Below are 22,207 nucleotides of genomic sequence, written 5' to 3' on the forward strand. Positions count from 1 at the left end.
ACCGATGTCGAGAGCGGGGGGTCAGCGGGTGCGGATCAGAGTGACGGCGGCGGCCGTGTTCGCGGCGGTGCTGGTGGCCGGATGCGGGGGCGGTGGCAGCGGCGATTCCGATGCGAAGGCCACGGAATCCGCCGCGGCGCAAGGGACTTCGTCCGGCACGGGGTCCGGCTCGGGGTCCGGCTCGGCGTCGGTCTCGGCTGCCGCCTCGGAGGCGCCCGCCGCACCGCTCGGCGAGGCCGAGCTGAAGTCCGCCGCGCTGGTCGGCGGGGATGTGGACGGCTACCAGATCACGGACTTTCCCGTGCGGCCCGACGGCGATTCCGTCGCCCGGCCCGCGGACTGCCAGCCGCTGGAGAACATGCGCACCGCCTCGCCGGACCCGGGCCCCAGGGCGTTCGTCGGCCTTCTCGCCTTCGGGGGAGCCGGTCCCACCGCGGGCTCCGCCACCACCGTCGGCCTCATGGCCTACGACCGGTCCGACGCGGAGGGCATCCTCGACGGTCTCCGCGCCGCCCTGAAGAAGTGCACCGCCTACGAGGGAGGAGTGCCCGCCCGCACCACCGCCAGGGCCGCCACCGCCCCCGGCGCGGGTGACGAGGCCGTCGCCTTCGGCCTGGAGACCCAGGGGGACGGCGAGGACGCGTTCGTGGTCGTGCGCAGCGGTGCCACGGTCGTCCTGTTCTACACCGCCACCGGCACCGGTTCCGCGGCGAAGGTGCCGACGGAGCTGGTCACCGCGCAGATCCGGAAGCTGGAAGGCTGAGGTTCGTCCTGGAGGCCGTCCCGTGGAGGGCCCGCCCCGAGGACAGGCTCCGGCACGGCGCGGGCGGCACGGTAGGCGCGGCGGGGTAGGCGCGGCGCGGCTTCAGGCGGCCGACGGGCCCGCCACCGTCCAGCCCGGAGCCTGCGGGTGGGCGCTCACGTCCTCGTGGCGGACCTGGTCGCCGCAGGCCGCGCAGGTGACCACAGGGACCAGCTCGTTGCCGCAGACGTGCGCGAGCACCATGGGGCGGTCGTCGTCCTCCCGGAGATGGCGGTCGCCCCACGCCATGAGGGTCATCAGGACCGGCTCCAGTTCGAGCCCCGCCTGCGTGGGCCGGTACTCGAAGCGCTGCGGCCGCTCGCTGTAGGCGCGCCTGGTCAGGATCCCCGCGTCGACGAGGCGGCGCAGCCGGGTGGCCAGGATGTCGCGCGGGGCGCCGATGTTGCGCACCAGCTGGTCGAAGCGGGCGTTGCCCAGGCACACCTCCCGCAGGACGAGCAAGGAGTACTTCTCGCCGACGAGGGCGAGGGCGTCGGCGATCGAGCAGGGGCGCGGATTCTTGGAGGCGGCCATGACGGTCAGTCTAGGGGAGGGTTGGAAAAACAAATCGAGGTCGGTTGGATTTTCCAACCCACAGCGTTAAGGTGAGTCCAGATTTCCTACTCACCGGTAAGGTTCCCTGCTCGTGCTCGTCATGGAGGCATCGCACATGCGTGACGCAGTCATCGTCGAAGCCGTACGCACCCCGATCGGCAAGGGCAAGCCGAACGGCTCCCTCGCCCACGTGCACCCCGTCGAACTCCTCGCCCACACCCTGCGCACCCTCGTCGAGCGCTCCGGCGTCGATCCCGCGCTGATCGACGACGTGATCGGCGGCACCGTCGACCAGGTCGGCGAGCAGGCCATGAACACCACCCGCTACGCCCTGCTCTCGGCGGGCTTCCCGGAGACGGTCCCCGCGACCACCGTCGACCGGCAGTGCGGCTCCTCCCAGCAGGCCGTGCACTTCGCGGCCCAGGGCGTCATCTCCGGCGCCTACGACCTCGTGGTCGCCTGCGGTGTCGAGTCGATGAGCCGGGTGCCGATGTGGTCCAACGTGCCCCCGGGCAAGGACCCCTTCGGCCCCGGCGTCGCCGCGCGCTACCCGGAGGGACTCGTCCCGCAGGGCATCAGCTCCGAACTCATCGCCGCCAAGTGGTCGATCACGCGGGAGCAGATGGACGGTTTCGCCGTCTCCTCGCACCGCAAGGCCGCCGAGGCCTGGGCACAGGGACTCTTCGACGCCGAGGTCGCGCCCCTGGAGGGCGTCTCGCGCGACGAGTGCGTACGGCCCGGGAGCACCCCCGAGGTCCTCGCCGGCCTCAAACCCGCCTACTACGACCCGGCCTTCGCCGAACGCTTCCCGCAGATCGAGTGGAACGTCACCGCCGGCAACGCCAGCCCGGTCAACGACGGCGCCTCGGCCGTGCTGATCACCTCCGGTGAGACCGCCGCCCGCCTCGGCCTGCGCCCGCTCGCCCGACTGCACAGCTTCGCCGTCACCGGTTCGGATCCGCTGCTGATGCTGACCGGCGTGATCCCGGCGACGGAGAAGGTGCTGCGCCGGGCCGGGCTGCGGCTCGACGACATCGACCTCTTCGAGGTCAACGAGGCGTTCTCCAGCGTGGTCCTGGCCTGGCGCCAGGAGACCGGCGCGGACCTCGACAAGGTCAACGTGCACGGCGGCGCGATCGCGCTCGGACACCCCCTCGGAGCCAGCGGCACCCGGCTGACGACGACGCTCGTCCACGCGATGCGGGAACGAGGCGCCCGCTACGCCCTGCAGACGATGTGTGAGGCGGGCGGGCTCGCCAACGCGATGGTGCTGGAATCCGTGTAGTCGACCGACCGGCCCACCGCCCCACCGGCCGACCGACCACCGGCCGGTTGGCGGGCGGCGCCCGGAAGCGATGGCGAGGGCCATGGCACGGCGACGGCGACGGCGGCGGTGGTGGCGGTGAGCGGCTACGGGCGGCGCAGGTGGTGGCGCTTGCGCCAGGCCAGCACCGCGCCGACCAGCGCCGGCAGGGCGATGCAGGCCATGGCGATCAGGAAGGCCGGCGAGGTCGGGGAGGAGGCACGGGCCCCGGCGACGACGTAGGCGGCGGTGTTCGGGATCGAGCCCAGCGCGGTCGCCACCAGGAAGGACGGCCAGCCCATGCGGGAGACGGCGGCGCAGTAGTTCGCGGCCCAGAACGGCACCCCCGGGAACAGCCGGGCCGCCAGCATCGAGCGCATGCCGTGCCGGCTCAGCTGGCCGTCCGCCGCCTTGAGCAGCCGTCCGCGCAGCAGCGGCCGGAGCGCGTCCTGGCCGAGGACCCGGCCGAGCCCGAAGGCGATCCCGGCCCCCAGCACGGTGCCCGCCAGCGCCGCGGCGACGCCCCACTGCGAACCGAAGACGGCGCCCGCGGCCAGGTTGAGCAGCGGTCGGGGCACGAACGCCACCGTGCACAGTCCGTACGCCACCGCGAAGACCGCGGCCGCCGTGACACCGCCCAACTGGGGTGGCCAGCCGTCCGCGAGGAGCTTCTGCGGCTCGAAGAGCAGCACACTCGACGCGGCCGCCGCCAGCAGCGTGACCAGCAGCGCGAAACGGGACCAGGGCGAGCGCAGCACTCTCGCGCAGCGCGCGGCGAGGCCGCCCGGAGCGTCGACCGGTGGAGCGACGGACGCGATGACGGGCACGGGAGCGAGCGTGGGGACGACGAGCTCCGTGGCGATGGCCCGGGGAGTGGCCGTGGCGGTGCCCCCAGAGCGGGTGGTGGCATCGAGCATCCCGCGACACTAACCGACGGACATGTGTGATCGCCGTATGGTTCGTCTCATGACGGTCACAGGTGCGGACGCGATCGGCGTGCCGGACAGCGTTCTCGCCGACATCGTGCTGGAGCGGCTGACGACCGCGTACGGCGCCGCGGCCGACCCGGACCGGGCGGCGGCCATGGGCGCGTACATGAAGGACGTGGCCCCCTTCCTGGGCCTCCCCACCCCCGCCCGCCGGGCCCTGTCCCGCACGGTCCTCACGGGCACACCCCGCCCCGACGAGGCCGACTGCACGGCGATCGCGCTGCGCTGCTGGGCCCTGCCGCAGCGCGAGTACCACTACTTCGCCGTCGACTACCTGCGCCGGTACGCGCCGCGCCTGTCGTCGGCGTTCCTGCCCGTGGCACGCCGGCTGGTGACCACGACGTCCTGGTGGGACACGGTCGACCTGCTCGCCGCACACGTGGTCGGCGCGCTCGTCGCGGCCGACCCCCGGCTCGGCGCCGACATGGACGTCTGGATCGCCGACGAGGACCTGTGGGTGGCCCGTACCGCCCTGCTCCACCAGCTCCGCTACAAGGAACGCACCGACACCGACCGGCTGTTCGCCCACTGTCTGCTGCAGTCCGGGCACCCGGACTTCTTCGTCCGCAAGGCCATCGGCTGGGCCCTGCGCGAATACGCCAAGACCGACCCGGCGGCCGTCCTCGCCTTCGTCACCCGCGAGCGGGAACACCTCGCGCCGCTGACGGTGCGTGAGGCACTGAAGAACATCGGGGACACGCCCTAGCGGCTACGAGGGCCGCAGGCGGGGTGCCTCGTCGTCGGGGGTGTGCGGGCTCGCGAAGAGGAAGGGCACCGACAGGCGCGCGGCCAGGGCCCTGCCCACCTTGTCGGCGACGGCCGCGCAGGGATGGTGCAGCGCGGGATCCGTACCGTCGAGGTGCCGTTCCGCCGTGCGCCGGTAGACGGTGGCCAGCGCCTGCTCGCCCTCGGGGTCGGCGGTGACGGCGTAGAGGATCACGAACCAGTCGTGGACCGTGTCCCCGTCCCAGACGACCTCGATCGCCACGACCCGCCCCGGCGCACCTGCCGCGCGGGCGTCGAGCGAATCCGGGTCCAGTGGATCGTCGGGGGTGCGGGCGATCCTGTCACCGTGGTGCAGATATCGCTCGTGGACGACGAGTTGCGCCTCGTGGAGGCCGACGCCGTGAGCCCGTCCGGCCACCCAGGCGGCGCGGATCGCCGGCATCAGCGCGTCCTGGAGGACGTACCCGTCGACCTGCTCGCGGACCCCCTGCGGCAGCAGCTCCCACCACCGCTCCCACGACTCCGTCGTACCGATGTCGGTCATCTGGACCCAACCCTTCCCCATCCGGCGAAAACCATTCGACGCCGACCGAACCGTCGGCGATGATCGGCACCATGTTCCGGTACGCCTTCCTCCTCGCAGCATCCGCGGTCGCGGATACGCCGAAGGCTGCCGTCCCGCTCCTCGTGGCCGCTGTCGACGGCGCCCGAAGCTGACCCTCTCCGGATCGTCCGGCGGACCCCGCAGGGGGAGGGTCGGTCGGTTCGCCGGGGTCCCCACTTCCTACGGACACGCTTCGAGGTACAGCCATGCCCAAGACCGCTTACGTGCGGACCAAACCACACCTCAACATCGGCACCATGGGGCACGTGGACCACGGCAAGACCACCCTGACCGCCGCCATCACCAAGGTCCTCGCCGACCGCGGCACCGGCGCCTTCGTGCCGTTCGACCGTATCGACCGGGCCCCGGAGGAGGCCGCGCGCGGTATCACCATCAACATCGCGCACGTCGAGTACGAGACCGACACCCGCCACTACGCGCACGTCGACATGCCGGGTCACGCCGACTACGTCAAGAACATGGTCACCGGGGCCGCGCAGCTCGACGGGGCGATCCTCGTCGTCTCCGCGCTCGACGGGATCATGCCGCAGACCGCCGAACACGTCCTGCTCGCCCGTCAGGTGGGTGTCGACCACATCGTGGTCGCGCTCAACAAGGCCGACGCCGTCGTCGACGGGGACGACACCGAGCTGATCGACCTGGTCGAACTGGAGGTCCGCGACCTGCTCACCGAGCACGGCTACGGTGGCGACTCCGCGCCCGTCGTCAGGGTGTCGGGGCTGCGGGCGCTGGCCGGCGACCCCCGCTGGACGGCCTCGATCGACGCGCTGCTCGACGCGGTGGACACCTATGTGCCCATGCCCGAGCGGTATCTGGACGCGCCGTTCCTGCTGCCCGTGGAGAACGTGCTCACCATCACCGGCCGGGGGACCGTCGTCACCGGCGCCGTGGAGCGCGGGACGCTCCGCCTGGGGGACCAGGTGCAGGTGCTCGGCGCCGGTGTCGAGACCGTGGTGACGGGCATCGAGACCTTCGGCAAGCCGATGGAGGAGGCGCAGGCAGGGGACAACGTGGCACTGCTGCTGCGCGGCGTGCCCCGGGACGCCGTCCGGCGGGGTCATGTGGTGGTGGCGCCGGGGAGCGTGGTGCCGAGCCGGCGGTTCACGGCCCGGGTGTACGTCCTGTCCGGGCGGGAGGGCGGCCGCACCACGCCCGTCTCGACCGGCTACCGGCCGCAGTTCTACATCCGCACGGCGGACGTCGTCGGGGACGTGGACCTGGGCGGGATCCCGGTCGCGCGCCCCGGGGACACGGTCGTCATGACCGTCGAACTGGGACGTGAGGTTCCGCTGGAGCCCGGCCTCGGCTTCGCCGTCCGCGAGGGCGGACGGACCGTGGGGGCGGGAACCGTGACAGCCGTGCTGTGAGGCCGGCCGGTGTCCGTGGCCGACGGGCACGGGGGCCTGCGGGCCGCGCTCCTGCGAGGGCGTGGCCCGCGGGCACAATGGGAGCGTGAACGACGAGCCCATACCCGTCTCCCGCGCCGTCGACCACGGCACCGCCAAGCTGATGCCCGACGTGGACCGGGAGCGGGCCTGGCTGCTGACCGTCGACGGGGCGCCGCAGTCGTACGTCGACCTGGACGAGCCGACGTACCTGGAGTTCGAGTACGCGCGGCGCCTCGGGCACGTCCTGGACACCGTCGCCGAGGCGGGGCGGCCCCTGGACGTCCTGCATCTCGGCGGCGGTGCGCTCACCCTGCCCCGGTACCTGGCCGCGACCCGGCCGGGTTCCCGGCAGGACGTCGTCGAGTTCGACCGCGGGCTGCTGGAGCTGATCGCCGCGCACCTGCCGGTCCCGGCCGGAGCCGGCATCGCGCTGCACGCCGCCGACGCGCGGGACTGGCTGGAAGCGGCCCCGGAGGGCTCCGCCGACGCGCTCGTCGCCGATGTCTTCGGCGGCTCCCGGGTCCCCGCCCATCTGACGTCCCTGAGCTACGCCCGGGAGGCAGGCCGGGTCCTGCGCCGCGACGGCGTCTATCTGGCGAACCTCGCCGACGCGGCACCGTTCGGTTTCCTGCGGTCCCAGCTCGCCAACTTCGCCGCGGTGTTCGGGGAACTCGTCCTCATCGCCGAGCCCGCCGTGTTGCGCGGCCGCCGGTTCGGCAACGCGGTGCTCGTCGCCGCGCACCGTCCGCTCGACGTGACCACCCTGGCCCGCCGCACCGCCTCCGACGCCTTCCCGGCCCGGGTCGAGCACGGCTCCGGACTGCGGCGCTTCATCGGCGACGCCCGCCCGGTACGGGACGAGGACGCCGTACCGTCCCCGGAACCTCCCGAGGGCGCGTTCGGCATCGGCTGAGCTGCGTCGGCCGAGCTGCGTCGGCCGAGCGGTGGGTACCGCCACGGACGCCCGGGCGCCCGCGGGGAACGGCCGGACCGGTCACCGGCCGGCCGTCCTCGCGGAGGTTCCGCGGTGTGCGACCGGTGACCCGGTGAGCGGCGGCGCGGCCGGTGGTCCGGTCGCGGCTAGTTCTGCGTGGGTGTCCCGTTCAGGCGGACGGTGCTGAGGATCTGCATGATCGTGGCCTTCGGGAGTTCGTCCTTCACGCCCTTGGCCCCGTACAGGTTCCACGACACGTAGTCGCCGTTGGAGTTCTTGAAGCCGAACGTGATCGCCTTGCCGTCGCTGTCGCACTTGCCCTTCTGGGGCGTGTTCGTCGACTGGGCCCAGGCGTAACTGCCCACGATGCCGGAGGCGGTCGTGAAGGCCGTGGCCTTCTTGTCGAAGGTCAGGCTCTTCTTGTCCGGCTCGGTGTAGCCGCCGAAGACCCACCAGGCGGGCGTGTTGATGGCGATCTCGTCGGTGCTCTTGGCGCCTTCGGCACCCTTGCTGCCGACCACGGCCAGCGCGGTGTCCTCGGTCTTGCCGTCCTTGTCGGAGTCCGTGGAGCACCACTTCGACTTGAACTCGGCCGTACCCCCCTGGAGGATCTGGTCGTAGCCGTCGGACTGCTCCTTGTCCTCCCATTCGAAGCCCTGGCTGAGCGTCGGCGACTGGACCTCCCAGTCCGCCGGCACGTCGAAGGCGATGCCCCACTTGGGGTTCACCACGACCTTCCAGCCGGCGACGGTCGCCTTCGCGGTCTCGTTGCTGCGCGGGTTGTCGTCGGTGCCCGCGGAGGAGGAGGCCGAGGCGGAACCGGACGTGGAGACGGTCGGGCTCGCGCTGCCCTTGCTCGCGTCGACCTTGTCGTCATCGTCTTTGCCCAGCACCAGGAACCCGGTGACACCGGCCGCCACGACGACGGCCGTGGCCGCGACGATCGCGATCAGCTTCGTCCGGTTGCCATCGCCTGAGCCGCCTCCGCCGGGCGGCGGGGTGGGAGCCCCCGCGGGCGACGGGGCGCCCCACTGCGGCTGCTGCGCGTAGGGGTTGGGCTGCTGGTCGGGCTGTTGCTGGTAGCCGGGCTGCTGATAGGGATTCGGCTGCTGGTATCCCGGCTGCTGGTACGGATTGTTCTGCGCCTGCGGGTTCTGCTCTCCCCCGGGCGGCTGCTGTCCTGGCCACATGGCCAGAAACACTAGTGCCGTCCGGGACACGGTTCGGTCACCACCCCTTGTCAGGGACGTACCGAATCAGGCCGCGAGGGCCTGCCGACGCGAACTCTGTCCCCGAACTTCCGGATTGCGGCTTCCGGGGGCCCCTCGGAGACCGCCCCGGAGGCCGGAGGATCGCTGGGCGGTGCGGCGAGGGGTCCTCCGGTCTGGCCAGTTGAAGCTACTCACAGGTAACATCGCGGTCATGAGCGCAGACCAGATGTCCATCGGCGAGATGCTCGCCGCCACGGTGCCCATGGCCCGGACCCTGAACCTCGAGTTCCTCGAGGCCGGTCCGGAGAAGGCCGTGGTCGCCCTGCCCGACCAGAGCGAGTTCCACAACCACGTGGGCGGGCCGCACGCCGGGGCGATGTTCACGCTCGGCGAGTCCGCCAGCGGTGCGATCGTCCTCGCCGCGTTCGGCGACCAGCTCTCCCGCGCCGTGCCGCTCGCCGTCGGCGCCGAGATCGCCTACCGCAAGCTGGCCATGGGGGCGGTCACCGCCACCGCCACGCTGGGCCGCCCGGCCGCCGAGGTCGTCGCGCAGCTCGACGCGGGGGAGCGGCCCGAGTTCCCGGTCGCGATCGAGATCCGCCGCGCCGACGGCGCCGTGACCGGTGAGATGACGGTGACCTGGACCCTGCGCCCCAACAGCTGACCGGCTGACCGGCTGACCGGCCGAGCGGCGTCCTGCGAGGGTGACGGCCCCGGTCGCGGCGGCACCGGGGTTCGGTGGGGCACTGCCCGCCACGGGGTCCAGCAAGGCACTGCCCGCCACCCCTCGTTCGCCGCCCGCCGCCCGCCGCCCGCCGCCCGCCGCCCGCCGCCCGCCGCCCGCCGCCCGTCGCGCGCCGCGCGCCGGTCAGGCCSCCAGCCGTTCCCCGGCCGCGTCGCCGTTCTCCAGGCCCGCCACGAACTCCTTCAGCCAGGCGACGAACTCCGGCCCGAGGTCGGGCCGGTCGCAGGCCAGCCGGACGACCGTGCGCAGATAGTCCGCCTTGTCGCCCGTGTCGTAGCGGCGGCCGGAGAAGATCACGCCGTGCACCGTGCCGCCCGCCGCGAGTACCTGGAGGGCGTCGGTGAGCTGGATCTCACCGCCGCGGCCGGGTGCGGTGTGCTCCAGGACGTCGAAGACGGCCGGGTCGAGGACGTATCGTCCGATGACCGCGTACCGGCTGGGCGCGTCCTCGCGCGCGGGCTTCTCCACCAGTCCGGTCACGCGCACCACCCGTCCTCGCCGGACGGCTCCACGGCCGCGCAGCCGTAGAGGTGGACCTGCTCCGGCGGGACCTCCATCAGGGCGACCACACTGCCGGCGTACCGGTCGCGGACCTCCAGCATCCTGCTGAGGAGGGTCTCCCGCGGGTCGATGAGGTCGTCGCCCAGCAGCACCGCGAACGGCTGGTCGCCGACGTGGTTGCGGGCGCAGAGCACCGCGTGACCGAGCCCGAGCGGGTCACCCTGCCGGATGTGGTGGATGTCGGCCAGCCGGGCCGGATCCCGCACCGCGTCCAGCCGGACGGTGTCGCCCTTGGCGGCGAGCGCCTGCTCCAGCTCGAAGGCGTGGTCGAAGTGGTCCTCGATGGCCCGCTTGTGCCGGCCCGTGACCATCAGGACGTCGTCCAGACCCGCGGCGGCGGCCTCCTCGACGACGTACTGGATGGCCGGCTTGTCCACCACCGGCAGCATCTCCTTCGGCGTCGCCTTGGTGGCGGGCAGGAAGCGGGTGCCGAGGCCGGCGGCCGGGACGACTGCTTTGCGGACACTGGGTGCGGAGTGGGGGGCGCTCATGCGGACCAGGGTGTCCCACGGGGATGGGAGTACCCCGAGAGCCGCATCTGAGATTCCTGTGGGCCGTCCCTGTGCCGGAGCGGCCGGACGCTCCGGACCGGAAGTTGGAGATTCCGTGTGTCATCCGGCTTTGCCTGTCCACAAGTTGAGTCCGGGGATCCGGGCACCATTTCGAATGCGGGTGCGGATACCGCCGGTAACTTATCTGAAATTCCCGCACTTTGAACCTGGGTCACTCGAACTCCTTGTTTCCTGTGAGGCGCGTGTGCGAAGGTGAGCCTCCCCTTACGGACGGGCCGGATCAGGCCAACGTGCCTGGTCAGGCCAAAGGTACGCACCAATCAGGCACCTGCTTTCCGACACCGTGCTTTTCCGTGCCGTTCGCCGGCTTGGAAGGAAATGGTTCCGTGCAATCCCCCAACCCCCCACGCCCGCCCTACCCGCCCCGCCCCGGCTGGACCCCCGGGGATTCCGATCCCCGGCTCGCCGCCCTGCTGGCCGCCCGGCCCGCCGGTGACGACGGGCGCGCCCGGGCGGTCGCCCTGCTGTTCGCCCGTCACTGGCGGTCGGCCCACGACTACGCGACCGTCTGCCTGGCCGGCACCGAGGACACGGCGCGGCTCGTGGCCGCCGCCGCGTTCCACGAGGTGCTGGGCCGGCTCGCGGACGGCCGCACCGGCGGCGCCCTGCGTCCCCAACTCCTCGTCGCCGTACGGGAGACGGTCCGGGAATGGGCCGGCGCCGACGGAGTGGCCGACGTTCTGCCGGAGCTGCGGAAAACCGTCGGCGGCCGCGGACTGCGCGCCGCGCGGGCCGTGACCGCCGAAAGGCGGCAACTCGCAGAGCGGTCTTTCCAGTTGCTGCCGACAGCCTCCCAATGCCTGTTGTGGCACACGGAGGTGGAGGCGGACCCGATATCCGTACCGGCCGGTCTGTCCGGCGTGGACGACCTCTCCGCGGCGGCCGCCCTGGAACAGGCACGGGAACAATTCCGGGCGGGCTGTGTACGCGCCCACCGGGAACTCGCGCCGACGAGCGAATGCCGCTTCTACAACCGCCTCCTCGACATTCCGCTGCGCCGCGGCGGAACTCTGCTGCCCGATGTCCGGCAGCATCTCGCGCACTGCCGCTTCTGCCGGCACGCCGCCGAACAGCTCAGCCATTTCGACGACGGACTCGGCCTGCTGCTCGTCGAGACCGTGCTGGGCTGGGGCGCCCGCCGCTACCTCGACTCGCGCCCCGGACGCACCGCCTCCGCAGCGGCGTCGGCCGGGCCCGCGATGCCGGCCGGTCCCGCCGCGCGGCGCCCGCCCGTCGCGGGCGGCCGGCACCGCACGACCTCGACGGGACTGCTCGAACTGCCGGGCAGGCGGCCCAAAGCCGTGCTGGTGGGCGTGGGCCTGGCCTCGCTCGCGCTGGTCGCCACCGTTCTCGCGGCCAAGGGCTGGACCGATGACAACGGTGTCCCCGCCCCCGGGGCCACCTGGGGCGCACCCGTCGGCGGGAACAGCACCCCGGCCACCGGCGGACGGGGTCTTCCCGGCGGCCTCGACGACCGCTCGCCCTCCGGATCCCCGTCGGCCGCCTCCGCGTCCCGGTCCGCCGAGGTCGCGCACGGCAGGCTGCGCGCCCCGGACACCGAGCTCTGCCTCGACGCCTCCCGCGGCCTGGCCCGGCCCGGAGCGGGCGTCGTCCTCGCCGGGTGCTCGTCGGCCGCGTCCCAGCAGTGGTCGTACCAGGACGACGGGCTGCTGCGCAGCGTGGCCGACCCGACGCTCTGCCTGGGCGCGGACCCGGGCCACCGGACGACCGCCCTGGTCAGCTGCCTGGTGCACGCCGGCGAGACGTTCTTCGACCTGACCGTCCGCGGGGAACTCCTGCTGCGGCGGGACGACGCACTGGTCGTCGCGCGCGCCGCCGGCAAGCCGGGAGCGGCCGTGGTCGTCACCGAGCGGGACGGTTCCGGCGGGCAGCGGTGGGTGTTCGACAAGGCCGCGGCGGCGCCGGGGGTGCCCGGTCCGGAGCCGCGGAGTACGGCGGAGCAGACCGCCCCGGGCGGACCCGGCTCCCCGGAGCTCCAGGCGCCGCGCGGTGACCGCTCCCTCGCCCCGGACATCACGCGGGCGCCCGCCGAAACGGCTCCGGCGCCGGAGTTCGGGACGAAGGTCGCCCAGGTGCAGTGCTGCGACCCGCCGGCCGGCCCGGCCGGGCTTCCGGACCCCGCCACTCTCTCCGCCACGCTCCCGGAGCCCGTCGCCGTGTCCGTCGCCGTGTCCGACGCGCTGGGGAAGGCCGTCGCGGACGTGACCGGGTCCCTCGGTCACTGAGCCGGGACCGGAAGGAGGGGCCGCACGAGGGGAGTGGCCCCTCCTTCCTTCATTCCTCCTACGAGGTGCAGACGTCCCGCAGCTCCGAGGCCGCCTTGTCGATCTCGGCGGAGTCGGGCCGCTCGCCGTCGAGGATGTCCTGGTTGTAGTCCTCGACGGCCCGCCGGAGCCTGTCGACCGCCTCGCCGACCTTGCCGTCGTCGGACGAGCCGTCGTCCGCCAGGCCGTTGATCCTGTCCAGGTTCTTCTCGATGGTGCCGATCGAGTCCTCGGTCCTCGCCGGATCCTCGACGGCGTCGGCTCCGGCCTTGTGGATGGCCGTGATGCCGGCCGTGATGTCGTCGGCGTTCGCGAGGCAGTCGACGGAGTCGTCGAACTCGCAGCCGGTGAGCAGGCCGGCGGTCAGCGCGAAGGCTGCCGCGGCGGTGGCGATGACGGCGGTACGGCGTCCGCGTCGGCGGTTCGCGGCCATGGCGGGGTCCTCTCGGAACGGTTCGGAGCGGTGGTGGCACGGTGGGTACTTCCTCCACCACGATCACGTGACGGCGCCGCCGTCACGAGGGACCGCGCCCCCGGATCCGTGGTGTAGCGGGCTACACCGCGCGACGGACCGGGTCCGGCCGACCCGGTAGGCTTCCGGGAAGGCAAGGCTGCCCAGGGACGTCTAACGGGAGGAACCCGCGGTGCACGTGCAGGAATGGCTCGACACGGTGCCCGCGGCCGCCGTCTACGCCCTGGTCGGGCTGGTGATCGGACTCGAGAGCCTCGGCATCCCGCTGCCGGGCGAGATCGTCCTGGTCTCGGCCGCGCTGCTGTCCTCCCAGCACGGCGGCATCAACCCCGTCGTCCTCGGCGCGTGCGCCACCGCGGGCGCCGTGATCGGCGACTCCATCGGCTACGCCATCGGCCGCAAGGGCGGACGTCCGCTGCTGGCCTGGCTCGGCGCGAAGTTCCCGAGGCACTTCGGCGAGGGCCATATCGCCACCGCCGAGCGGTCCTTCGAGAAGTGGGGCATGTGGGCGGTCTTCTTCGGCCGCTTCGTCGCCCTGCTGCGTATCTTCGCGGGCCCGCTCGCGGGCGTGCTGCACATGCCGTACTGGAAGTTCCTCGTCGCCAACGTCCTCGGCGGCATCGCCTGGGCGGGCGGCACGACGGCCGTCATCTACTACGTCGGTGTCGTGGCGGAGTCGTGGCTGAAGAAGTTCTCCTACCTGGGCCTGGTGGCGGCGGTACTGATCGGCCTGACGTCGATGCTGATCATCAAGCGCAAGGCGAAGAAGATGCAGAGCGCTTCGCAGGAGGCCGAGGCGGAGACCGTGCCCGCCGCCGCCGAGTAGGCGGGCCGCCTACTCGTGCACCTTCCCGTGGGCCTTGGCCAGGTCCGCGTACAGCGTGCCGTTCAGGGTCACGCCCTGCCGCTCCTCCTCGCTCAACTCCCGCCTGACCTTGGCCGGTACCCCCGCGACCAGTGATCCCGGCGGGACCTCCATGCCCTGGGGCACGAGCGCCTGCGCGGCGACCAGCGAACCCGCCCCGATCACCGCCCCGTTGAGCACGGTCGCCCCCATCCCGATGAGGCAGTCGTCGCCGACCGTCGCCCCGTGCACGACGGCGTTGTGGCCGACGGACACGCGCTCGCCGATCGTCACCGGAAAGCCGGGGTCGGCGTGCAGCGTCACGTTGTCCTGGATGTTGGCGTCGGCCCGGACGGTGATCCGCTCCACGTCGCCGCGCACCACGGCCCCGTACCAGACGCTCGCGCCCGCCTCCAGCGTCACGTCCCCGATCACCGAGGCCGTCGGCGCCACGAACGCCTCGGCGTCGATCTTCGGTTCCCTGCCGCCGATGCCCACGATCAGCGCCTTGTGCGTCATCACCGTCTCCTCGTGTCGGTCGTCCCACCGCACCGTACGCCACCGGGTGGGGCGAAGATCACAGGGCTGTGGGTGCTTGGCCGCACCGCGCGCTGAGTACGGTGAGCGGGTGCCGAAGCCCTGGAACACGTTCTCGTCACGGCGGCGCCGACTGGTGCAGCGCGCCGTCCACGCGGGCTGGGCTTGGGTGCAGCGCACGGGCTCCGTCACCGCGGAGCACCCCGGGCGCCTCCGCTTCGGTTCGATCGGCCCGGGCACCCGGCTGGCGTTCCCGCTCGGCACGGTCTTCGGGGAGCCCTGGATCCACCTCGGCGCGCACTGCATCGTCGGTGAACAGGTCACCCTGACCGCCGGTCTGATGCCCGACCTGGACCTCGGCCCGGAGCCGATCCTGCGCCTCGGCGACGGCGTGGTGCTCGGCCGGGGCAGCCACGTCATCGCCGACACCACGGTCACCATCGGCAGCGACTGCTACTTCGGCCCGTACGTCTACGTCACGTCCACGAACCACTCCTACGACGATCCGCACGAGCCCATCGGCAAGCAGTGGCCCCGCATGGAGCCCGTGGAGATAGGCCCGGGGTGCTGGATCGGGACCGGGGCCGTGATCCTGCCGGGTGCGCGGATCGGACGGAACGTCGTCGTCGCGGCCGGAGCGGTGGTGCGCGGCTCGGTGCCCGACCACAGCGTCGTCGCGGGGGCGCCCGCCAAGGTCGTACGGCGCTGGACGCCCGCCGAGGGCTGGCAGCCGCCGCTGCGTACCCCGGCGCCGGTGCCGATCCCGGACGGGGTCACCTCGGACCAGCTGGTCGCGCTGTCGGAACTGGACGAGGAGACGGCGGCCGCGCTGGCCCGGCTGGAACCCTAGGTCACCCGGTCGCCAGCAGCAGCGTGCCCACGAGGGCGAGGCCCGCGCCCGCCGCCTGGACGGCGCGCAGCCGCTCCCGCAGGAATCCGCGCGCGGCGAGGGCGGTCACCACGGGGTAGAGCGAGGCGAGCACCGCGGCCACCGTGACCGGGCCGTGCTGGGCGGCGACGGCGTAGGTGCCGTTCGCGGCGACGTCGGCCAGCCCGACGAACCCGTACGCCGGCAGTGCGGACCAGGCCAGACCGCCCTCGGGAAGCGCGGGCGCTCCGCGCCGGACGGCCAGGTACAGGGCCGCACCACCGGTGGCCACGTTGGTCACCCGCTGTACGAACAGGGCGAGGAACAGACCGGTGACGGTCGTGGACGCCTCGGTGATCAGGACGAACACCGTGCCGAAGCCGAGCGCCGCGACCAGCGTGAGCAGAACGGCCTGGCGCTGCACCGGGGCGCCCCTCAGCTGGGGGCCGCCCGCCAGGACGACACCGACCACCGCGACCGCGATGCCCGCCGCCTGGACGAGGCCCGGCCGCTCGCCGAGGACCAGCCCGACGGAGACCGGCACGGCCACGCTGAGGGTGGCGAGGGGGGAGACGACTCCCATGGGGCCGAGCGCCAGCGCCTTGTAGAAGGAGAACAGGGCGACCGGGCCGACCAGCCCGGCCGCGACGGCGAACCACAGGCGGGGACCGGCCTCGCTCCAGCCGCCGGTGGCGACCACGATCGCGCCGAGGACGGCGGCCGCGATCGACTGCGAGACCACGACCACGGTGAGCGCCGGGGCCCGGCGTGTCAGCAGCCCGCCGCCGAAGTCGGCCAGGCCCCACAGGAGGCTGGTGGCCAGGGCGAAGAGTGCTGTCACGGGGTCCCTCGCAGTACAGTTCGGTGCACGATCAGGTGCACCCCACGGTAGTACAGGGAAGTGGATCCTGGCATCCAGAATATTGGACTCCCGAAGTGGACGGAATGTGTCGGACCTCGAACTCCTGACCCAGTCCCTGGCGCGCAACGTCAAGCACTGGCGCGCGGTGCGCGGCTTCACGCTGGACGTGCTCGCCGCCCGGGCCGGTGTCAGCCGCGGGATGCTCATCCAGATCGAGCAGGCCCGCACCAACCCGAGCATCGGCACGGTCGTCAAGATCGGTGACGCGCTCGGCATCAGCGTCACCACCCTCCTCGACTACGAACGAGGCGTGAAGGTCCGTATCGTCCCGGCCGACCAGGCGGTACGGCTGTGGCACACGGACGCGGGCAGCTACAACCGGCTGCTCGCCGGCACGGAGGCGCCCGGGCCGCTGGAGATGTGGGACTGGCTGCTGATGCCGGGGGAGAACAGCCTCTCGGAACCCCACCCCGTCGGCACGGTCGAGCTCGTGCACGTCACCGCGGGCGAGCTCACCCTCACCGTGGACGGCGAGGAGTACCGCGTCCCGGCCGGCGCGAGCGCCTCGTTCGAGGCCAACGTCCCGCATGTCTACGGCAACCGGGGCGAGGTGCCGATGGAGATGGTGATGGCCGTGTCGGTGCCGCCCGTGCACTGAGACGCCACGGTCACGGGCGGGCGGCACTTGTTAGCGTGCGGTCATGCGCGCACCCATCGGACACTTCGACTCCGCCACGCCCGCCCCCGACTGCCTCGACGAGCTGGTCGGCCCGGTCGCCGACGCCGTACGCCGCTGGAGCGGCAGCGTGCCCGCCGCCGAGTTCGTCCACGTCGACACCGACCCGCGGTGGGCGGACACGGCCGTCTTCGTGGAGCACTACGGCCGGGAGCTGCTGGAGCGGTCCGCCAACTGCGTGGTGGTCGCCGGCAAGCGGGGCGGTGAGACGACCCTCGCCGCGTGTGTCGTGCTCTCCACCACCCGGGTCGACGTCAACGGGGTCGTGCGCCGACAGCTCGGCGCCCGGAAGGCCTCGTTCGCGGCGATGGACACGGCGGTGGGGGAGACCGGCATGGAGTACGGCGGCATCACGCCGATCGGACTCCCCGCCGGGTGGCCGGTGTTGGTGGACTCCGCCGTCGTCGACCTGCCGTACGTCCTGGTGGGCAGCGGGCGCCGGCGCGGGAAGCTGCTGGTGCCGGGCAAGGCGTTCGCCGAACTGCCGGGCGCGGTGGTGCTGGAGGGGCTCGGCGTGGCCTGAGGCGCGGCACCTGCGGTGGTCTCAGGCCGCCGTGTGATGGGCGAGGGCCAGATGCGGGTCGTCCTCGCCCGGTACCGGCGCCGGATCCGCGTGGACCAGGGAGGCCGTCAGGCGGGGCACGGCGTGCAGCAGGGCGTGTTCGGCCGCCACGGCGATCCCGTGCGCCTCGCGTACCGTCGCCTCGCCGTCCACCACGACCGCCACCTCGGCCCGCAGCCGGTGCCCGATCCAGCGCAGCCGCAACTCGCCGACCCCGCGGACCCCTTCGACCTCCCGCAGTGCGTGCTCGGCCCGGTCGACCAGCGCCGGGTCGACGGCGTCCATCACCCGGCGGAACACCTCACGCGCCGCGTCACGCAGCACCAGCGCGATCGCCGCCGTGATCGCCAACCCCACGACCGGGTCCGCGAGTTGCCATCCCAGCGCCGAGCCGCCCGCGCCCAGCAGCACCGCCAGCGAGGTGAACCCGTCCGTGCGGGCGTGCAGCCCGTCCGCGACCAGCGCGGCCGAGCCGATCGACCGGCCGACCCGGATGCGGTAGCGCGCGACCCACTCGTTGCCCGCGAACCCGGCCAGCGCGGCCACGGCGACCGCGCCGACCTGCTCGACGGGGCGCGGGTTCATCAGCCGCTCGACCGCGGTCCATCCCGCGAAGGCCGCCGACGCGGCGATCGTCAGCACGATCGCGATGCCCGCCAGGTCCTCCGCCCGCCCGTAGCCGTAGGTGAAGCGGCGGGTCGCCGCCCGACGGCCCAGCACGAAGGCGATGCCGAGCGGTACGGCCGTCAGGGCGTCCGCCGTGTTGTGCACCGTGTCGCCGAGCAGTGCCACCGACCCGGACAGCGCGACCACGACCGCCTGCGCGACGGCCGTCACGCCCAGTACGGCCAGCGAGACCCACAGCGCGCGCATGCCCCGGGCCGAGGACTCCAGCGCCGGGTCGAGTTTGTCGGCGCTCTCGTGCGAGTGCGGGGTGAGGAGATGGGCGACGCGGTGGCGCAGGCCCGGAGAGCGGGAGGGGGACGGGGAAGGGGAGGAGGGGGAGGGGTGGTGGTGCGGGTGCTCGTGGGCGTGGTCGTGATGGTGCCCGCGGTCGTGCCGGTGGCCGTGCTCGTGGTCGTGCCGCTCGCTCACGTCGATCCCTTCCGGTGCGCCGAGGTGGACGCGCTGGACGCGCGTCCGTCCGTACGGCCATTATGTGCGTATGAGCGCACGCATGCACCTGTCACCTGCACACCATGCGCATCCGCGCACGCCCGGCGAGGAGCAGTTCGCCCTCGCCGCCGAGCTTCTCGCCCTGCTCGGCGACCGCACCAGGCTCGCCCTGCTGCACGCGCTGAGCGGCGGCGAGGCCGACGTGACGACCCTGACGGAAGGTGTCGGAGCGGCCCGGCCGGCGGTCAGCCAGCATCTGGCACGGCTGCGGCTGGCCGGGCTGGTGAGCACCCGCAAGGAGGGCCGCCGGGTGGTCTACTCGCTCACCGACGGCCATCTGCGCCGCCTGGTCGACGAGGCGCTGAACGTGGCGGACCACCGGCTCGGGGACGAGCCGCCGCACGACTGACTCAGTAGTGCCCGGCCGTTCCCAGGTACTGCTCCGCGAAGGCGGCAGCGGCGGCGGGCGACGTGAACAGGCGACGCAGCCGGGCGAGCGCCGTGCCCGCGCGGAACGGGTCGCCGGCCGCGGTGCCGTGGTAGACCTCGGACAGCCACTGCGAGAACTCCTGGTAGTCCCACACCCGGCGCAGACACGCCTGCGAGTAGCCGTCCAGGCCGTCTCCGTCGCCCCCGTCGAGATACGCCACCAGCGCGTCGCCCAGCAGGAACGCGTCGTGCAGGGCGAGGTTCATGCCCTTCGCGGCGATGGGCGCGACGAGGTGGGCGGAGTCCCCGGCCAGGAAGAGCCGCCCGTACGTCATCGGTTCGACCACGTAGTCGTGCATGTCCAGCACGCGCTTCTCGATCAGCCGCCCCTCGGTGAGCGGCGGGGCCCCCGCGCCCTCGAGGCGCTCGTGCAGCTCGGACCAGACCCGGTCGTGGGGCCAGTTCTCCGGGTCGTCGCCGGGCGGGCACTGGAGGTAGTACCGGGTCACGTCGGGACTGCGGGCCATGTGCCCGGCGAACCCGTTCGGATGGACACCGAACAGGACGCAGTCGGAGGACGGCGGTGCCTCGGCGAGCAGCGCCAGCCAGCCCGTGCCGTAGTCGTGCCGCGCGATCCGGGCCCGCTCCGGCACCAGCGCGGCCCGGCTGACCCCGCGCGCCCCGTCGGCGCCGACCACGAAGTCACAGGTCAGCACCCGACGTTCAGCGGTGTCGGGGCAGGTGTACGACACCGAGGGACGGGCCGTGCCGAGGTCGTGCAGCTCGACGTCGCGCACCGAGAAACGGGCGTCGCCGCCGCGTACGTCGACGTACTCGTGGACCAGATCCGTCACCAGCAACGGTTGTGGATACACCCAGTGGTGATGACCCGTCAGCTCGGCGTAGGAGAAGCGGTGGCGCTCCCCGGCGAAGCGGAACTCGCACGCGGAGTGCCGCTGGGCCCGCGCCAACAGGTTCCGCGCCAGGCCCCGTCGCCGCAGACCGTGGACGACCCGCTCCTCCAGGACTCCGGCACGCGGCCGCCGTTCGATGAACTCACGGCTCTCCGTCTCAAGAACGACGCAGTCGACGGACGCGGCCCGCAGGATGTTGCCGACGGTGAGACCCGCGGGCCCCGCGCCCACGACGACGACGGGACTGTGGTGGGGGGAAGGGGAGTCGGTGGTCACCCGCACATTATGGGCGGGCCCTCCGGTACGGCCCGGAGCACACCGGCCGGTCAGCCCAGCCGGGGAATCTCGATCGCCGGGCAGCGGTCCATGACCATCTCCAGGCCCGCGGCCCGGGTCCGGTCGTAGGCCGCCTCGTCGACGACGCCGAGCTGGAACCACACCGCCTTCGCGCCCTTGGCGACCGCCTCGTCCGCGACGGCACCCGCGAGTTCGCTGTTGACGAAGACGTCGACGACGTCCACCTCGAAGGGGATGTCCGCGAGGGAGGCGTACCCCTGCTCCCCGTGCACCGTCTCCGCCTTCGGGTGCACGGGAACGACCCGCTTGCCGAAGCGCCGGAGCACCTCGGCGACCCCGTAGGCCGCCCGCCCCCGGTTCGTCGACAGGCCCACGACGGCCCAGGTGTCGCCGAGTCCGGTGAGGATCCTGCGGATCGTTGCCTCGTCGCCGTGCACCGGCGGCCTCCTTGAGATCGGAAAGGAACGGTCCTGGCCTACAACAGCTCGCGCCGCACCCTGATTCCGGCCCCTGCCTGCGAAGTCGCGCCCGCCCGCCTAGGCTCGCCTCGTGCTGAGCCTCATCGACGCCCGAACCGGCGAACCCGTCGTCGCCGCCCCCCTCCGCCGTGGCCTGACCCGGGTGGAGGCGCATGCCTCGGGGTACCGGGCCGGGTCGCTCCGGGTCCTCCTCGTCGCCGATCTGCTCGTCCGCGCGCTGGAACTCGGCGGCACGCCCGTATGGGCGCTGCTGTCCGGCGAACGCGATCAGGCGGAACTCCGGGCGGGCGCCACCGCCCTCGGCATGCACCCCTTCGAGGACGGCCGCGACCTCGGCGCGGGCGCCGGAGTGGGCGAGGCGCAGATCCTGCACGTGGTGGAGGAGGGCGGCCGGACGCCCCACGGGGTGTGCGTCGCCGTCGCGCCGGCGGAGGGCGCGCTGCCCGGGGGACCGGGCCGTGGCCCCGGGGGAGCGGACCCCGACTTCGCCGTCCTGCGGCTGGCCCTTCTCTCCCAGCCCCGCACCCGGCCCCTGCGGCTCGACGCGGACGCGCTGGGCGAGGCCCGGGACACCCTCACAGGCTGGCGGCGAGCCGTCGCCGAGTGGGCGCGGCGGCCCTCGCGGCCCGTTCCCGACGAGGTCCGCGCACGGCTGCGTACCGCCTGGGAGGACGACCTGGACCTGCCCGAGGTGCTGCGGGTACTGCGGTGGGTGGAGACCGCCGGGCCCGAGCTGCCGGACGGCGCCCGGTTCGAGAGCTACGCCTATGCCGACCGTCTCCTCGGCCTCGAACTCACCCGCGACCTCGGAGCCCCGGCGTGACCGGGTCCGGCGGCGGGACATCCCCGCGCCGGCTGGTGGTGCTGCGGCACGCCAAGTCGGCCTGGCCCGAGGGCGTCCCCGACCACGAGCGGCCGCTCGCCCCGCGCGGCCTGCGCGACGCGCCCGCCGCGGGCCGGGCGCTCGCCGAAGCCGGCTGCGTCCCGGACCTCGCCCTGTGCTCCACCGCCGCCCGCGCCCGCGGGACCTGGGAACTGGCCGCCGCCGAGTGGGAGACCCCGCCGCCCCCGGTGCGCTTCGACCCGCGGCTCTACGGGGCCGTCGTCCGTGAGCTCCTGGAGGTCGTCCACGAGACGCCCACCGAGGTCGGGACGCTGCTGCTGGTCGGGCACAACCCCGGCCTGGAGGAACTGGTCCTCGACCTGGCCGGGGACGGTCCGGGCGAGGTCCTGGACGAGGTGCGGCTGAAGTTCCCGACGTCGGCGATCGCCGTCCTGGCCTGGTACGGGACCGGCTGGCGGTCCCTGGCGCCGGGCACGGCCCTGCTGACGTCGATGACCGTGCCGAGGGGCCGCAAGCCGCAGGAGCCCTAGGGCGTGTCCGACCATTCGCGT

Annotated in this window: 24 protein-coding genes and 1 pseudogene; 14 read left to right on the forward strand and 11 right to left on the reverse strand. The window is 73.2% G+C overall.

The window, feature by feature from the left end:
- The first annotated feature begins 4 nt into the window (after positions 1 to 4).
- Complete coding sequence (locus ASD48_RS13935) at positions 5 to 763, forward strand: hypothetical protein (RefSeq protein WP_242432588.1); 759 nt, start codon at positions 5 to 7, stop codon at positions 761 to 763.
- Positions 764 to 865: 102 nt separating this feature from the next.
- Here ASD48_RS13935 and ASD48_RS13940 read toward each other — a convergent pair whose 3' ends face one another.
- Complete coding sequence (locus ASD48_RS13940) at positions 866 to 1,336, reverse strand: helix-turn-helix domain-containing protein (protein WP_057601898.1); 471 nt, start codon at positions 1,334 to 1,336, stop codon at positions 866 to 868.
- A gap of 136 nt (positions 1,337 to 1,472) precedes the next feature.
- On the opposite strand from ASD48_RS13940, the gene ASD48_RS13945 reads away from it, so the two are divergent.
- A complete protein-coding gene (locus tag ASD48_RS13945; protein WP_057601899.1) occupies positions 1,473 to 2,642 on the forward strand; it encodes a thiolase family protein in 1,170 nt (389 codons plus the stop codon).
- Positions 2,643 to 2,767: 125 nt separating this feature from the next.
- On the opposite strand, the gene ASD48_RS13950 is transcribed toward ASD48_RS13945, so the two are convergent.
- Complete coding sequence (locus tag ASD48_RS13950) at positions 2,768 to 3,577, reverse strand: TVP38/TMEM64 family protein (RefSeq protein ID WP_057601900.1); 810 nt, start codon at positions 3,575 to 3,577, stop codon at positions 2,768 to 2,770.
- 49 nt (positions 3,578 to 3,626) lie between these two features.
- Here ASD48_RS13950 and ASD48_RS13955 point away from each other — a divergent pair, with 49 nt between their 5' ends.
- Entirely contained in the window at positions 3,627 to 4,355 is a 729-nt protein-coding gene (locus ASD48_RS13955; protein WP_057601901.1) for a DNA alkylation repair protein, read from the forward strand.
- Between the two features lie 3 nt (positions 4,356 to 4,358).
- On the opposite strand, the gene ASD48_RS13960 is transcribed toward ASD48_RS13955, so the two are convergent.
- On the reverse strand, positions 4,359 to 4,919 hold the full coding sequence (locus ASD48_RS13960) for a hypothetical protein (protein ID WP_057601902.1): 561 nt from the start codon (positions 4,917 to 4,919) through the stop codon (positions 4,359 to 4,361).
- 266 nt (positions 4,920 to 5,185) lie between these two features.
- On the opposite strand from ASD48_RS13960, the gene tuf reads away from it, so the two are divergent.
- A complete protein-coding gene (tuf, locus tag ASD48_RS13965) occupies positions 5,186 to 6,367 on the forward strand; it encodes an elongation factor Tu (protein ID WP_057601903.1) in 1,182 nt (393 codons plus the stop codon).
- Between the two features lie 142 nt (positions 6,368 to 6,509).
- On the forward strand, positions 6,510 to 7,301 hold the full coding sequence (locus tag ASD48_RS13970) for a fused MFS/spermidine synthase (RefSeq protein ID WP_107104317.1): 792 nt from the start codon (positions 6,510 to 6,512) through the stop codon (positions 7,299 to 7,301).
- Between the two features lie 167 nt (positions 7,302 to 7,468).
- Here ASD48_RS13970 and ASD48_RS13975 read toward each other — a convergent pair whose 3' ends face one another.
- The gene (locus ASD48_RS13975) at positions 7,469 to 8,512 is read right to left on the reverse strand and encodes a hypothetical protein (protein ID WP_057602003.1); all 1,044 of its coding nucleotides are present in this window, start codon (positions 8,510 to 8,512) and stop codon (positions 7,469 to 7,471) included.
- A gap of 247 nt (positions 8,513 to 8,759) precedes the next feature.
- Between ASD48_RS13975 and ASD48_RS13980 the strand changes: the two genes are divergently transcribed.
- Positions 8,760 to 9,197 carry a DUF4442 domain-containing protein gene (locus ASD48_RS13980; protein ID WP_020131696.1) on the forward strand — a complete coding sequence of 146 codons (438 nt, stop codon included), beginning with the start codon at positions 8,760 to 8,762 and terminating at the stop codon, positions 9,195 to 9,197.
- A gap of 204 nt (positions 9,198 to 9,401) precedes the next feature.
- Here the strand turns inward: ASD48_RS13980 and galU are convergent.
- Positions 9,402 to 10,330, reverse strand: a pseudogene (gene galU / locus ASD48_RS13985) (UTP--glucose-1-phosphate uridylyltransferase GalU).
- Between the two features lie 407 nt (positions 10,331 to 10,737).
- Between galU and ASD48_RS13990 the strand changes: the two are divergent.
- The gene (locus tag ASD48_RS13990; RefSeq protein WP_057601905.1) at positions 10,738 to 12,657 is read left to right on the forward strand and encodes an RICIN domain-containing protein; all 1,920 of its coding nucleotides are present in this window, start codon (positions 10,738 to 10,740) and stop codon (positions 12,655 to 12,657) included.
- A 58-nt stretch (positions 12,658 to 12,715) separates the two neighbouring features.
- Here the strand turns inward: ASD48_RS13990 and ASD48_RS13995 are convergent, their stop codons facing one another.
- The gene (locus tag ASD48_RS13995; protein ID WP_057601906.1) at positions 12,716 to 13,129 is read right to left on the reverse strand and encodes a hypothetical protein; all 414 of its coding nucleotides are present in this window, start codon (positions 13,127 to 13,129) and stop codon (positions 12,716 to 12,718) included.
- A gap of 211 nt (positions 13,130 to 13,340) precedes the next feature.
- Between ASD48_RS13995 and ASD48_RS14000 the strand changes: the two genes are divergently transcribed.
- A complete protein-coding gene (locus ASD48_RS14000; RefSeq protein ID WP_057601907.1) occupies positions 13,341 to 13,994 on the forward strand; it encodes a DedA family protein in 654 nt (217 codons plus the stop codon).
- A 9-nt stretch (positions 13,995 to 14,003) separates the two neighbouring features.
- Here ASD48_RS14000 and ASD48_RS14005 read toward each other — a convergent pair whose 3' ends face one another.
- Complete coding sequence (locus ASD48_RS14005; RefSeq protein ID WP_057601908.1) at positions 14,004 to 14,531, reverse strand: gamma carbonic anhydrase family protein; 528 nt, start codon at positions 14,529 to 14,531, stop codon at positions 14,004 to 14,006.
- A 76-nt stretch (positions 14,532 to 14,607) separates the two neighbouring features.
- Between ASD48_RS14005 and ASD48_RS14010 the strand changes: the two genes are divergently transcribed.
- Positions 14,608 to 15,399 carry an acyltransferase gene (locus ASD48_RS14010; protein ID WP_079073753.1) on the forward strand — a complete coding sequence of 264 codons (792 nt, stop codon included), beginning with the start codon at positions 14,608 to 14,610 and terminating at the stop codon, positions 15,397 to 15,399.
- Position 15,400: 1 nt separating this feature from the next.
- On the opposite strand, the gene ASD48_RS14015 is transcribed toward ASD48_RS14010, so the two are convergent.
- Positions 15,401 to 16,258 carry a DMT family transporter gene (locus ASD48_RS14015; protein ID WP_057601910.1) on the reverse strand — a complete coding sequence of 286 codons (858 nt, stop codon included), beginning with the start codon at positions 16,256 to 16,258 and terminating at the stop codon, positions 15,401 to 15,403.
- 106 nt (positions 16,259 to 16,364) lie between these two features.
- Between ASD48_RS14015 and ASD48_RS14020 the strand changes: the two genes are divergently transcribed.
- Both ASD48_RS14020 and ASD48_RS14025 read left to right on the forward strand, forming a co-directional pair.
- Positions 16,365 to 16,937 carry an XRE family transcriptional regulator gene (locus ASD48_RS14020; RefSeq protein WP_057601911.1) on the forward strand — a complete coding sequence of 191 codons (573 nt, stop codon included), beginning with the start codon at positions 16,365 to 16,367 and terminating at the stop codon, positions 16,935 to 16,937.
- Between the two features lie 43 nt (positions 16,938 to 16,980).
- Positions 16,981 to 17,538, forward strand: a complete 558-nt coding sequence (locus ASD48_RS14025; RefSeq protein WP_057601912.1) for a YbaK/EbsC family protein — start codon at positions 16,981 to 16,983, stop codon at positions 17,536 to 17,538.
- 21 nt (positions 17,539 to 17,559) lie between these two features.
- Here the strand turns inward: ASD48_RS14025 and ASD48_RS14030 are convergent, their stop codons facing one another.
- Entirely contained in the window at positions 17,560 to 18,672 is a 1,113-nt protein-coding gene (locus ASD48_RS14030; protein ID WP_057601913.1) for a cation diffusion facilitator family transporter, read from the reverse strand.
- A 70-nt stretch (positions 18,673 to 18,742) separates the two neighbouring features.
- On the opposite strand from ASD48_RS14030, the gene ASD48_RS14035 reads away from it, so the two are divergent.
- Positions 18,743 to 19,102 (forward strand): metalloregulator ArsR/SmtB family transcription factor, encoded by a 360-nt coding sequence (locus ASD48_RS14035; protein WP_057601914.1) that lies wholly within the window; start codon positions 18,743 to 18,745, stop codon positions 19,100 to 19,102.
- A 1-nt stretch (position 19,103) separates the two neighbouring features.
- On the opposite strand, the gene ASD48_RS14040 is transcribed toward ASD48_RS14035, so the two are convergent.
- Both ASD48_RS14040 and ASD48_RS14045 read right to left on the reverse strand, forming a co-directional pair.
- Positions 19,104 to 20,318, reverse strand: coding sequence for a 4-hydroxybenzoate 3-monooxygenase (locus ASD48_RS14040; protein ID WP_057601915.1), 1,215 nt, complete (start codon positions 20,316 to 20,318; stop codon positions 19,104 to 19,106).
- Positions 20,319 to 20,362: 44 nt separating this feature from the next.
- Entirely contained in the window at positions 20,363 to 20,770 is a 408-nt protein-coding gene (locus ASD48_RS14045) for a CoA-binding protein (RefSeq protein WP_057601916.1), read from the reverse strand.
- A 112-nt stretch (positions 20,771 to 20,882) separates the two neighbouring features.
- Here ASD48_RS14045 and ASD48_RS14050 point away from each other — a divergent pair, with 112 nt between their 5' ends.
- Positions 20,883 to 21,635, forward strand: coding sequence for a hypothetical protein (locus tag ASD48_RS14050; protein WP_057601917.1), 753 nt, complete (start codon positions 20,883 to 20,885; stop codon positions 21,633 to 21,635).
- Entirely contained in the window at positions 21,632 to 22,186 is a 555-nt protein-coding gene (locus ASD48_RS14055; protein WP_057601918.1) for a histidine phosphatase family protein, read from the forward strand. The genes ASD48_RS14050 and ASD48_RS14055 overlap by 4 nt, the downstream gene beginning before the upstream one ends.
- Positions 22,187 to 22,207: the final 21 nt, after the last annotated feature.

The sequence above is a fragment of the Streptomyces sp. Root1310 genome, assembly GCF_001426425.1.
In the GTDB taxonomy this organism is placed as follows: Bacteria; Actinomycetota; Actinomycetes; order Streptomycetales; family Streptomycetaceae; genus Streptomyces.